Genomic DNA, 12587 nt, shown 5'->3' with positions numbered 1-12587 from the left:
GCCCTGTCAAATGTGCCGTTTCGATCCCGAAGCGGTCTTTGAATTGGCAGGCGGGACCACATCACCAATCCTTCGCGCGGTCAGCCTCAGTCGCTGGCCCTCTCCACCGATCCAGCTCTTCGCCACCTTTAGAATCGCACCACCATTCCGAGAATGGGACCTTGCTGGACGACATCGAAGACAAATCCGTCGTCGTTGCTGTAGTCGACGCCCAGGGCGCGGTAACCTGCCACAGCCGAAATTTTATCGTTGAACCGGTAACCGATCGCCCCGGCAACGTCCCAGTCGATGTCGGCTCCGCCGGTCCCAACGAGGCCCCATCCAGTGAAATAGACTTTGGGTGTGATCGAATAGTTTCCGCGAAGGCCGGCCATGGCATCCACCCAGGTGGCGCCGCCGCTGCGCGAGACGCCGTCGAGAATGCCGCCGCTGAAGGAGATATCGTTGTCGACAGACCACACTCTGACCCCGGCGACGACTTCAAGGTGTCCGGAAGTGTCTTCGAGGAGCGCGTAACCGGCTCCGATCAGGCCCGCGAAGGTTTCCGACGACACCGACGCGCTCGACGCAAGGATGCCTCTGGGTGTACCGGCGGAGCCCGATATCTTCGAATACATGATGTCGGCGACGATGCTGTAGCGGTCGTAGCGCGCCTCGCCGATCGCCATGGCCCCAAAGTCCAGGTGATCGAAGATGTCGCCGAAACTCGCATCGACCTCGACTGGCGGTAGTCCAAACTGCCCGACTTCCCCGGATATGCCCGCCGCCCAGAAATAAGGGGCGACCGAGAACGTCCAGCCCTTCTCTGTCACGACTTTTTGCGTTTCCGGTGTGACCGGTGAATACACGTCCGCAGCTTTGGCACCACCGCCAAGCAGCAGGCTGCCGACACAGGCGAGCGTAGAAGCCAGGCCAAATTTCATAATTTCCTCCAGTTGTAGCTTGTCACCGGTCACATGCCTTGGTCGCGGCGGTTTTCCTTGAATCGCAATCAGTGCTGCTCCCGTTTGCTGACCCGCCAGGCACAGTTGCGCCCAGCGCTCCCACGTGGCTGGCAAAGTTGTCTCGTGTGTTCTGGTCGATAACCGCGACGGGAGCGGCAATCGCCAGTCCGGCCGCGGTGCCGGCTGCGTGCGCCACACCTGCCGTGGCCGTCACGATCTGGTCGCCCAGCCCCAGCCGGTTGTCCGTCAACGTCTGACCGCCCGACAGACGCGTTCCGATAAGCTGAACAATCTCCGGTGACTCTGCAAACTTGCCGTGGTGGAGACTATCTCCAGTCTTGATCTTCGTAAGATCGATGACTGAGATGTTGTTGGCGGCCAGTTCGGCCTTGTATGGCTCCTGCTCCGGATCGATCGAGCCGAGGCGGGCCACGTTACCCCAGACGCGCCGCGATACCGCCAGAGCCTTGTCGTCGCGCGAGACAAACAGTGTGAATTGTGGGCGCGGCGCTCCCATGTCGGCGATCTGTGACCGGAAAACATCCACGTCGACGTCGGGCGCGGCCAGCATGACGTTCTTGAATTTGGGCGGGAGACGGCCATTGCGGATCGCCATTTGCCGAAGAGACTCCAGCGCCAGCCAGTTTCCCATCGAGTGGGCCAGGACGGAGACCTCTTTGACGTCAGGATCGCGCGCCAGATACTGAAACAGATTTTCCAGCGCGTTGCGCGTGTAGTTGGTGCTTTCCCGGTCATAGCCGTAGGCCAGCAGACTGCCCCGAGACGGCCAAGTGACCAGCACGGGAACGCTATGCGTTCCTGAATCGTGAACTATCTGCGCGAAGCGGTAGACGGAGTCCTCGAACCGGTTGTTGAAACCATGGATGAAGACAAGGACGCTGCGGTCCTGGCTCTTTGCGACAGAGGTGTTGAACCAGTTTTCGGCCGCGCCCTGGGTGACTTCTTCCGCCCGCAGAACCGCGAAATCGGTCGCGGGATCCGAAGGCAGCTTTTTTGGCCAGGCGACCTCGCCAATCTTGCGGACATTTTCAGGCGGGATCGAGACGGTGATCTCCGCGAACGCCGGCGTCATTCCGCGTTCCCCGCCGAACATCTCGCCGGGTTTCGAAGCCCGGCCGCGGGTTGTCGCGACCAGCATCTCGACCCTGCTGGTGGACGGGGAGGTATCGGCCACCGGCGAAAGGACACCTGTTGGGCGGCTGGCGCAGCCCTCCAGAAGAGCGAGCAGGACAACAGCCGCCAAAATTCTCTTGGCGCGTCCTCCAGCGGAAGCCGAACCAGCGCGCTCGAGAGAGCTTCGGGAGCGGCTGCTAGTCGACATAAACGACGACGTATCTAGACCCAGAAGACTGATAGTAGGTCCCGCCGCATCGCCACACCAATGTGCCGTAGACGGTTACCTGTGCGCAGCCTGCAGGCAGCGCGCTGATGTAGATTGCCGACCGACGAATAGTCCGCCGGGTCGTGCGGCGGGCCACGCCGGCAACGCTACCCGGGGTGGCAGGCCGCCCTATTCTTGCATTGGCTTCCGAAAGCAATGAATGGTTCGTCATGACCGCCACCGGATCGATCTGGAGAAAAGTCACCAGAGACAGGACAAGGACCATGCCCTTGCGAAGCGTAAATCTCATCACCGTAACTCCTTGACCAGGTCGATTTCGCCGATCTCGTCGACAGCAAATGTTTCGAGCTTCTTCGCGTCCTCTGATGGCATGAAGACAAAGCTCGAATTGTCGATCGACGGCGCGGTGTTCCAGTTCCTGAATTCGATCGAATATTCGGGAGAGGCTGCAACCCACTTGCTGGTGATGACATATTTGAGCGGCAAGGGTTTCTCGCCGTCGGTCACCCAAAGCTGCCAGTCGACCTCCTTGCCTTGGAAAGCGAGATGGTGGACTTGAACGCCGTCGAGGAACGTCATGCCGACATGTGTGCCGCTTATTGTGTCTGTCTCAGCATGCTGCAGGGGCTGCTCGGATAGAAGGTCGGCTCCGGGTGCGTCGAAACCAACATCGTTGCGAAGGGCGTCGACAGCTTGGTCGATGGTAGTGGCGGGCAACTGGAAGAACGCATTCGCTATTTTGCCGTAGAGGGTCAGCGCGCTGCCATCGAGGATCAGTTCCACATCGGCGACCGCCCCTTTGCGTGAGGCGTAAAGCTTGTCTGGCCTTTGCACCTTTATCTCACCCGAGCTGGCGAACTGAAGCTTCTGCCCGTCGTAGGACACCACCTCAGTTTCCACATCGTAATCCACGGAAAAGCGTTCGAGCGAGCCGAGATACTCCGACATCGCGCCCAGAACCTTGGCCGCGTCCGGCTCGACTTCAGCTTGAGCAAAGGACGTTGGGACCGGCAGGGAAGCGAGAAACAGGGCGATAAAAATTCCAGCTCTACCTATATGACATCTCATTACAGCCTCCAGATGACTTCTGACGCGATGGTTGGCGCATTTTGTTTCGGCCCATCCTCTTCGAACGACCGTCGGGGAGATCTACTCCACCAGCCCAAGATTGATGAGCTGCACCCGCGGGTTGCTGCCGACGGTTCATCTCCGAGGGAACGCGAATGATGGCGTCCGCTCCGCTGGATCGGTCTTTGCCAAGGCCGCCCGCACGTTCGCAATTTCCTCCGGGTCTCCATAGAAACGCAGCAACCCGGTTATTTCGGCTGTCTCCGAATCCAGCTTCCCGTTGACCAGTGCCCGAACGACCTTCTCTTCGGTTACGATCACCAGATCGCCATCCCGGGGTCCCTCGGCATGGCTTTGCACGGTCAGGCCCTCAGGACCGACCTCAAGGCGTGTCCACATCACCTGTGGTATCAACACGACGGACATGCCCATGCCAGTTTCTACCGGGAGCCAATCGGCAAGTTTGGTGCCGAGTTTCTTCACCGCCGAGGCGGCACGATAGAAGGCGAGTGGTCCCGACGCATCTGTGACGCCCGCAGGCGGCAGAAAACCGTTGTCCTCGGCCCGCCAGACCGCCGCGCGCACATGGAGCGCGTCCGGGTAGATCCAGTTGAGCGACCCCAGTGCAATTGTCTGCGGATTCTCGAAACCACATGCGTGAGTCACGGCTGATTGCACCACGCCAGCGACGACAAAATGCGCTGCGAAAACCATGGAACGCATCTTCATTTTTTCGATTTCCCATGTCTTTCAAGTTTATCGCATCTTGCTATAGTGCGCGTGCTGCGTCTTGCCATTTGATGCCAAGCTATTTCGAATGTTAAACACTGCGCCGTCGATCAAGATTAGAAGTTTCCTGCAGGTCGCGCCCTATCTCGCAAAGCGAGGCATATCTTCGATCGAGTTTTTCCGGCGCCTTGGCATCTCCCCGAATATCTTTCAGGATCCGGACGTCTATCTTCCGCGCGCGCTATGCTTTCATATCGCCAACGAAATGGTGGCGGCAACGCAGGATCCGTTTGGCGGGGCGCATGTCGGCCATATGACCGAACTGCGTTCACTCGGCATGTGGGGGAAGTCGATCCTGCGGTCAGCTGACGTGGCTCATGCCTGCGAGCTTGCTGCGACCAACGTCTCGATGCTCCATCAGGGATCGAATGTTCACTTCATCACGGGAGACCGGACTGCCCGAATCGTCTACCGCTTCTCAGGTCGGTGCGACATGGATCCGAGGCAGTTCATCTACGGAAGCCTTGCGGTCCTGCGCAAGGTGCCGCTGATGACCGGTGAGCCCGCCGCCATACGGGTACATCTCACTACCTCAAGGTCGCGGGGTGACGATACGCTCGAGGAATGCCTTGGGCCGAACATCGAAATGGGATGCGAGCACGACATGATCGAATTTGATCGCGCGTTGCTCGACATGCCTCTCGGGGTTCAAACGGACGAGGCTTCGAAGGTGACGGAAGCACTGCGGTCGGCGGTTGACGCGGCGGGCCTGCTGATCGAGCGGCTCTCGGATCACCGGCACCTCAAGCTAAGAGCCATAGCAAAAAGAATGGGGATGTCGGCGCGCACCCTTCAGCGACGTCTCAAATATTGCGGTATCGATTTCGAGGACCTGCTTGACGAGACACGTCGCTGTGAGGCGCTGCGGCTGATCTCCGAAGGCGAGCACACGATGACTGATATCGCCTACAGGATCGGCTACAGCGACCCTGCGCATTTCACGCGCGCCTTCAGGCGCTGGACGGGATCGGCACCGTCCCATTTTGGGCTAACCCGCGATAGCAATTAAGTAAATAGCCAGCAATCTAGTCTTCGCTTCTGATTATTTGGCACGAAATGGCAAGATGAGTGAGTGGACGTAGCTAGCATCCTGATGCATTTTCCCTAGCTGAAATTTCGGCGAAGCAGACCCATGAGGAGCGGGGCATGACCGAGTTGCGGATTCATATATCGAGATTGATGGTGCGGGCGAGTGCCTTGGCGCTGTTTTCAGCCGGCACTGCGGTCGCCGATCCCAATCCCGACAGGGATGTCTTCTTCGGCGAGCAGCACATCCATACGAGCTGGTCGTTCGACGCCTACATCTTCGGCAACACGAAAGCGACTCCGGCAGATGCCTACGCTTACGCCAAGGGAAAGCCGCTCAAGCACGCGCTGGGCTTCGACATGCAGATCGAGCAGCCGCTCGACTGGATGGGGGTCACAGACCACTCCGAATATGTCGGCGTGATCCAGCAGGCGAACGACCCGAGCACGGACCTAGCCAAGAGCGAACTCGGCAAGGAACTGCAAGTCAAGACGCCGGCGGACATCCAGCGTATCTATCTGATGCTCGGCCGGACGATGACGGCGAACCAACCGATCAAGGAACTGGTCTCCCCGCAGCTCATGTCTTCGGTCTGGAAACGCAACAACGAGATGGCGAACGCCGCGAACGAGCCAGGCAAGTTCACCGCGTTCAACGCCTATGAATGGACGTCGACGCCCAACAGTCGCAACATGCACCGCAACATCTATTTCAAGGATGCGGCGCGTCTGCCGGAGTTCCCCTTCTCTTCCTTCGATTCGGAGGCGCCCGAGGATCTCTGGGCATGGATGGACAAGCAGCGGGAATCGGGCATCGAGCTGCTCGCCATCTCGCACAACGCCAACCTGTCCGATGGCTTGATGTATCCGACGGAGGTCGACAGCAAGGGGCGCCCGATCGACGCGGCATGGGCGGAGTCGCGCATGCGCAACGAGCCGCTGATCGAGATAAAGCAGATAAAGGGCGCGTCCGAGACGCATCCTCTGCTTTCGCCGAACGACGAATTCGCCAATTACGAGATCATGTCGTATTTGCTTGGCGATCCGTCGGGTCGCTTCGACGGCATCAGGGGAAGCTTTGTGCGCGATGCATTGCGCAACGGGCTCGCGCTCGAGGACACGCAAGGCTTCAATCCATACAAACCAGGCTTCGTCAGCGGATCGGATTCGCACAACGCCGCCGCGCCTTACCGTCAGGACAATTTCTACGGCGGCCATGGCGCAGGCGACGGCGACATGAAGGGGCGCCTTGAAGGCAAGATGTTCGCCGGCCTGGATCCAAAATACGAAAATCCTGCGGGCCTGAGCGCTCTCTGGGCCGAAGAGAACACGCGGGAATCCCTGTTCGAGGCGATGAAGCGCAAGGAAACCTACGGTACCAGCGGGACACGGATCAAGGTTCGCTTTTTCGGCGGGCAGGATTTCACCGCCGCCGACCTGAAGGGCGAAAACTGGGTCAGGGGCGCTTATCAGAAGGGTGTGCCGATGGGGTCCGACCTACCGTCTGCAGCAAGCGACAAGGCTCCATCCTTCCTGGTCTGGGCGGTGAAGGATCCGACCTCGGGCAACCTCGACCGCGTTCAGGTCGTCAAGGGTTGGTCGGCAAGCGGACAGTCCTTCGAGAAAATCTATGACGTTGTCTGGTCCGATGATCGAAAGCCCGACCCAGTGACCGGCAAGGTGCCGGCCATCGCCTCCACGGTCGATGTCGAAAACGCGATCTATGAGAACTCGGTCGGCTCAGTCGAGCTTAGCTCCGTCTGGACCGATCCGGACTTCGATCCTTCGGTTCATGCTTTTTATTATGCGCGCGTGCTGGAGATTCCGACGCCGCGCTGGACCACGATCCAGGCGAAGGAAGCTGGCGTAAAGGTGTCGCAAGTCGTGCCGGCGACGGTCCAGGAGCGGGCATGGACCTCGCCGATCTGGTATTCACCCGGTGAAGGCAAGGAACGCACAGCGGCGGGCGTTCGCATTGCCGATATCGGCACCGGCGGCAAGGCCCTCGATCAACAAGCCCTGACCGCGCTGACGGTTGGCAAGACCGTGTGGCTCAAGAATCTGGTTACCGGCGACGTGTTCCGGACGGTGTGGGATGCGACGGGCCAGCGCGTGATCCTCAACTTCGATCCGGGCAGCCCCGTGCCGCAGCATTTCGGTAACGTGACGCAGGATGCCTATCTCGGCGTTCCTGTCCACTACGAGGTTACGGACGGCAAGATCGTCGAGAGCTTCGGCAACGAGCAACTGAGCTGGTCCGCTTACCAGGTCGGCGACCGTACGCTGCTCGCCCGAAGCAACGAGTTTGGCTATGCCAACTACGAGGTCGTGCCGACGCCGGAATCACTAGTTGACCTCAACGAAATAAAGCGCTGAGAACTGGTCGTTCCGCGGGCCGGGGAGGCGTATGTTGGGTTCTTCTGTCAGCGAGATGCTGAAGGGGCTCGTCCGCGAGCCGCTGGTGCACTTTGTCCTAATCGGAGCGGTGCTCTTCTACATCGGCGGCCAAAGGACGTCGGAAGGTGGCATCGAGCGGAACGAGATCGTCATCACCGAAGGTGATATCGCTCAGATGCTCGTCTCATGGCAGGTGCAGGGCCTGCCGCCGCCTTCGGCTGCCGCGATTCGTGGAATGGTCGAGGCGAAGGTGCGAGAGGAAGTGCTTTACCGCGAGGCTATCACGATGGGACTCGACCAGGATGACATCATCGTCAAGCGGCGGTTGGCGCAGAAGATGGACTTCCTGGCGGAGGACCTGTCGGCTCTTCAAGAGCCGACTACGGCTGAACTGCTGGCATGGTTCAAGTCTCATAGCGAAGACTTCGCGCATCCGCCCCGGATCAGCTTTCGTCATGTCTATTATTCCTTCGACACGCACGGGAAGGATGCGCGCGCCGCAGCTGTGCGGGAAGTAGCGACTATTGCCGGCCCAGGGAACGGCGACCGCTTCATGTTCCAGAATTCGTACGCGGAGCGCACGGAAGCCGAGCTTCTTACCGTTTTCGGCCCAGCTTTCGCGCGTGAGGTGTTCACACTCGAGCCCGGACATTGGTCCGGCCCTCTCGAGTCGGGCTATGGCTGGCATGCGGTCTTCGTCGAGAACATGACACCATCCTCCATCCCGGTTTTCAAGGAAGTTGAGGATGAGGTGAAGGCGGCTTTTCTAGGCGCACGCCGCGCCGAATTCCAGCAGGAAGCCTACCGGGTGATGCGCGAGAAGTACGATGTTGTGCTTCCCAAATTCGGGCAGCCGGAATCGGCGCCGGATACGACGGTACGAAAGCAGAGCGGTGGCGAAGCAAGCTGACCAGGCAGGATATCCCCGTATGCTGAGCCGCCTCGCGCTGAAGGTTCTTGCGTTGCTCTGCCTGACGGCCGCCTGCATGCCGCTTTCGGCCGAAGCGCATGAGTCGCGGCCCGCTTATCTGCAGATACGGGAGACAGATCCGGGGCGATACGACGTTCTGTGGCGTACGCCGGTCAACTCGGGCATGCCGCTGCCCGTCGTGCTGCAATTACCCGAGGCAGTTCGGGACACGGTCGATCCGATCACTCAGCGCCTGAATGATTCTACCATCGAAAGGCGCCGGATCGAGCTGCCCGAGGGTGACCTCGCCGGCCAGCGCATCGACTTCATGGGCCTGCAGGCGACGATCACCGATGTTCTCGTTCGGGTGTCCTGGCTCGACGGCCGACAAGCCACAGAAATCGTCAAGCCTGCGCGACCATGGATCGAGCTTTCCGATCGTCAGACGACCTGGCAGGTCGCCAGAACCTATATGACGTTGGGCATCGAGCACATCCTGATGGGTTTCGACCATCTGCTCTTTGTCGTTGGCCTGATGATCATCGTCCGCTCGACCCGTTCGTTGATCAAGACCATCACCGCCTTCACCGTCGCCCACAGCATCACGCTTGCGATCGCTACGCTCGGCTATGCTTCCGTTCCCGCTGATCCGCTCAATGCGGCAATCGCGCTTTCGATCCTGTTCCTTGGAGTGGAAGTCGTGCGGCTATGGCGAGGCCAGACCAGTTTCACGCTGCGCCACTCCTGGATCGTGGCCTTCGCCTTCGGTCTTCTGCACGGCTTCGGTTTCGCAAGCGGACTGACCACGGTGGGATTGCCGAGCAGCGACATTCCTTTGGCGCTGCTGGCGTTCAACATCGGGGTGGAGATCGGCCAACTGGCCTTCGTTCTGATCATTCTGCTGCTCTGCCGTGCGCTTCCGATCCTCCAGTTCAACGTGCCGAGGTGGGCCAGCTACGCGCCAGGATATCTGGTGGGGTCGCTCGGAGCATTCTGGACGATCGAGCGGACGCTGATGATGTTCTAAATCCGAAGAGGGATGAATGACGAAACTTCATGTCTGCCGGCTTCTGCTCGCTTCAGGCATCTGCGCCGCGGTCGTCCATTTTCCCGAAGCTGCCTTCGCTCATGTGGAGGGAGAGGCGGTCAGTGGATTCTTCTCAGGATTGAGCCATCCGATCGGCGGATGGGACCATATCCTGGCGATGATCGCAGTGGGACTATGGGGAGCACTGCTCGGCCCTCCGGCACTCTGGATCCTTCCGATAGCATTCCCGATTGCCATGGCGGCGGGCGGGATGCTCGGTCTGTTCGGCATTCCTCTGCCTTGGGTCGAGATCGGAATCGCAGTCTCCTCGATCGTCCTTGGCCTTCTCATCCTCACGAACATGCGACTGAGCCTGGCGGCCGCCATCCCGCTAGTGATGATCTTTGCGTTGTTCCACGGCCACGCGCACGGAACCGAACTTTCACCCCGCGCCGACGCCGTGCTCTACAGCCTTGGTTTCGTCGTCGCCACGGGCCTGCTGCACATGCTGGGGATTGGGATAGGTGCCGTAGACAAGTTACCGATGGGCAGAACCGCTTTACGCGCCCTGGGTGGCGGTGTTCTGCTCGGCGGAACGTATTTTCTGATCGGCGCTTTTGCATGAGACGAAGCGCTGGTGGCGTTCTCCTGGCTGTGGCGCTTTGCGCGCCCACGCCATCGTATGCTCATCTCGTCAATTCCGGGCTCGGGCCATTTTATGACGGTGCGCTGCACCTCATGCTGACCCCTATGGACCTCGTCGGGCTGGTGACGCTGAGCCTGTTTGCGTCATCGCAAGGCGCACAAGCTGGCCGACTGCTGGTAATCGTCACCCCAATTGCCTGGTTTTTGGCTGGAGCTGTCGGGGTGTATTCCCAGATGACCGGGTCGTTCGCCATCGCCAACGCCGGCGCGCTAGTCTTACTTGGCGGATCCATTGCGCTGGGGCTGAAAACCTCGTCGACTGTTGCCGCGGTCGCAGCGGCTGTTTTCGGCGGTCTACTGGGTTTTCAGAGCGGCGTGGAACTGCGGGCCGCAGATGCCGATTGGGTCGCCTTGATCGGCACGGTTGCCGCTGTCCTGACGGTGACCATTTTGATCTCCGCGCTGGTCATCTCATATACTGCCTTCACCTTCCAAGTGGTGCAGCGAGTCCTTGGCAGCTGGGCAGCGGCAACGGGCCTGCTGTCACTCGGATGGATTGTAGGGTCAGGCGCAAATTTAGCTGGCTGATCGCTTCTGAGGCAATCACGATCCCCAGCATAATGGCTGCTGTCATATCTGCTTTCGGGAGCAGCAAAGCCGACCTCTACGGCCGACATCAGGCGGATTGTGTTGAAGAAGTCGATGATCGGAGCGAGTTGTTGGGGCGCTCGAGGTGACCGCTCGACGCCTTGCCCCTCAGACGGGAGCCGGCAGAGGCAATATGGTGATCAGCTTGGCCATCTTGCGGAGGTTCTGGCGGTGGCAGCGAGGAGGAACTCGTCTTTGGCGCCGTTCGGACCTCGCAGGCGCAGGCGATCGAGCTTCAGGATGCGTGTGAGGTGCGCGAACAACATCTCGACCTTCTTTCGCTGCCTTCGTGAAGTGACGTAGGCGTCGGTCATGGCGATATCGCGCGCGATGTCGCGGGCGCCTTCATGGATTGATCGCATGATCTTGCGAGCCGGCATGTTTGGGCGTGCAGCGCTGGCGTAGAGCGCAGCCGCCGCAGTCCTGCTGGCGCGCGATATCGAATGAAGCCGTCTTGATCGACATTGGGTCGGGGGACGGTGAAGTTCCGGTTTCGAGGGCGCAGGCGCTTCCCGCCGGGACAGATATAGCTGTCGTCCTTCGGGTCGAAGGTGAAGGCCGATCGCTCGAATGTCCCGTCGGTGCGGGCGGATTTGTCGAACACAGGGATATGCGGCGCAATGCCCTTGCCCTCGACCAGCCAGGCCAGGTTGGCGGCATCGCCATAGCTGGCATCGGCAGCCAGTCGCTCCGGCGGCAGGCCGAACCGTGCCTGCGCGCGGTCGATCATCCTGCGCTGGGCGGTCACCTCGGCCTGGCGCACCGAGGTGGTCGCCTCGACAATCACGGCATGTTCGAGGTCGATCAGATAGTTGGTGCTGTAGGCGTAGAAGGCGCGCTCGCGCGTTGCCGCTGTCCAGCGTGATGCGGGGTCGGTGAGAGCGATACGCTCGGCAGAACCGGTGTCGCACCGCCGAACGCGGCATCGTCGAGCACATCCAGATACTCGCGCACGGCGCGACCGACCGCTTCGGGCGGCAGACCTTCATCGCCCGGAACCGAACGCTGCCGATGGACATCGGCGCGGATCGGGCTCGCATCGACCGCGAAGCCTTCGCCGCCGACCAGCCCCTCGGCCATGCAGCGCGCGACGGTCATTTCGAACAGCTGGCGCAGCAGGTCGCTGTCGCGGAAGCGGCCATGCCGGTTCTTGGAGAAGGTCGAATGATCGGGTACCGCGCCATCAAGGCCGACCCGGCAGAACCAGCGATAGGCGAGGTTGAGATGGACTTCTTCGCACAGCCGACGCTCTGACCGGATGCCCATGCAATAGCCGATGATCAGCATACGGATCATCAATTCGGGATCAATCGAAGGCCGACCAGTTTCGCTATAGAAGGGGCGCAAGTGCTCGCGGATGTTCGACAGGTCCACGAACCGGTCGATCGAGCGCAGCAGATGGTCCGCCGGCACGTGTCGATCCAAGCTGAAGCTGTAAAACAGCGCATCCTGCGCCACCGTTCGCTCACCCATCATCGGTCGACTCTCCGGATCCCGGCAATGAGTGAATCAGTTGATCGACGCACGAGGAACGAAGGTCGCAAACACGCGTGGAGCGACGATATCTTGCCCAGCGTCAAGCCGGTTAGACGGACGCAAGGTGCGACGTGAATGGATGACTGCTTCCGGGGGGCCTCGAGTCATGTTTAGCGACCGAAACGAGGTCGGCTGCAGAACGGCAGCTTCTCGCGTCACCCCAGCCGATACCGGACTGTCAGCAGTCGGCCCCAACGCTGCCGGGTTGCAATGCGCCCCCATTTCCGCCATTGC

Annotated in this window: 11 protein-coding genes and 1 pseudogene; 6 read left to right on the top strand and 6 right to left on the bottom strand. The window is 60.3% G+C overall.

Annotated elements, in window-relative coordinates; all coding sequences use genetic code 11:
* Nucleotides 1-128 precede the first annotated feature (128 nt).
* From OHD58_RS17630 to OHD58_RS17610, 5 genes are all read right to left on the bottom strand, one after another.
* Nucleotides 129-923 (bottom strand): hypothetical protein, encoded by a 795-nt coding sequence (locus OHD58_RS17630; RefSeq protein WP_263804929.1) that lies wholly within the window; start codon nucleotides 921-923, stop codon nucleotides 129-131.
* A gap of 22 nt (nucleotides 924-945) precedes the next feature.
* Nucleotides 946-2286: an alpha/beta hydrolase gene (locus OHD58_RS17625; RefSeq protein ID WP_412177237.1), complete on the bottom strand. Its 1341-nt coding sequence runs from the start codon at nucleotides 2284-2286 to the stop codon at nucleotides 946-948.
* The gene (locus OHD58_RS17620; protein WP_263804732.1) at nucleotides 2276-2596 is read right to left on the bottom strand and encodes a hypothetical protein; all 321 of its coding nucleotides are present in this window, start codon (nucleotides 2594-2596) and stop codon (nucleotides 2276-2278) included. The genes OHD58_RS17625 and OHD58_RS17620 overlap by 11 nt, the downstream gene beginning before the upstream one ends.
* The gene (locus OHD58_RS17615; protein WP_263804731.1) at nucleotides 2596-3375 is read right to left on the bottom strand and encodes a DUF2092 domain-containing protein; all 780 of its coding nucleotides are present in this window, start codon (nucleotides 3373-3375) and stop codon (nucleotides 2596-2598) included. Before OHD58_RS17615 ends, OHD58_RS17620 begins: the two co-directional genes overlap by 1 nt.
* A gap of 135 nt (nucleotides 3376-3510) precedes the next feature.
* Nucleotides 3511-4104 carry a hypothetical protein gene (locus OHD58_RS17610; protein ID WP_263804730.1) on the bottom strand — a complete coding sequence of 198 codons (594 nt, stop codon included), beginning with the start codon at nucleotides 4102-4104 and terminating at the stop codon, nucleotides 3511-3513.
* An 88-nt stretch (nucleotides 4105-4192) separates the two neighbouring features.
* Here OHD58_RS17610 and OHD58_RS17605 point away from each other — a divergent pair, with 88 nt between their 5' ends.
* The 6 genes from OHD58_RS17605 to OHD58_RS17580 all read left to right on the top strand — a co-directional run bounded on the left by OHD58_RS17605 (nucleotide 4193) and on the right by OHD58_RS17580 (nucleotide 10757).
* The gene (locus OHD58_RS17605; protein WP_263804729.1) at nucleotides 4193-5173 is read left to right on the top strand and encodes a helix-turn-helix transcriptional regulator; all 981 of its coding nucleotides are present in this window, start codon (nucleotides 4193-4195) and stop codon (nucleotides 5171-5173) included.
* A gap of 137 nt (nucleotides 5174-5310) precedes the next feature.
* Nucleotides 5311-7566 (top strand): DUF3604 domain-containing protein, encoded by a 2256-nt coding sequence (locus OHD58_RS17600; protein WP_318528261.1) that lies wholly within the window; start codon nucleotides 5311-5313, stop codon nucleotides 7564-7566.
* 34 nt (nucleotides 7567-7600) lie between these two features.
* Entirely contained in the window at nucleotides 7601-8497 is an 897-nt protein-coding gene (locus tag OHD58_RS17595) for a peptidylprolyl isomerase (protein WP_263804728.1), read from the top strand.
* A gap of 19 nt (nucleotides 8498-8516) precedes the next feature.
* On the top strand, nucleotides 8517-9524 hold the full coding sequence (locus OHD58_RS17590; protein ID WP_263804727.1) for a HupE/UreJ family protein: 1008 nt from the start codon (nucleotides 8517-8519) through the stop codon (nucleotides 9522-9524).
* A 16-nt stretch (nucleotides 9525-9540) separates the two neighbouring features.
* A complete protein-coding gene (locus OHD58_RS17585) occupies nucleotides 9541-10149 on the top strand; it encodes a HupE/UreJ family protein (RefSeq protein WP_263804726.1) in 609 nt (202 codons plus the stop codon).
* Nucleotides 10146-10757, top strand: a complete 612-nt coding sequence (locus tag OHD58_RS17580; RefSeq protein WP_263804725.1) for a HupE/UreJ family protein — start codon at nucleotides 10146-10148, stop codon at nucleotides 10755-10757. The genes OHD58_RS17585 and OHD58_RS17580 overlap by 4 nt, the downstream gene beginning before the upstream one ends.
* Before the next feature lie 168 nt (nucleotides 10758-10925).
* Here OHD58_RS17580 and OHD58_RS17575 read toward each other — a convergent pair.
* Nucleotides 10926-12293, bottom strand: a pseudogene (locus tag OHD58_RS17575) (transposase).
* Between the last annotated feature and the right edge of the window lie 294 nt (nucleotides 12294-12587).

This window comes from Mesorhizobium sp. ZC-5 (genome assembly GCF_025753855.1).
Taxonomy (GTDB): Bacteria; Pseudomonadota; Alphaproteobacteria; order Rhizobiales; family Rhizobiaceae; genus Neomesorhizobium.
Note: the sequence above shows the minus strand (reverse complement) of the source record. Positions and strands in the feature narration are given on the sequence as shown.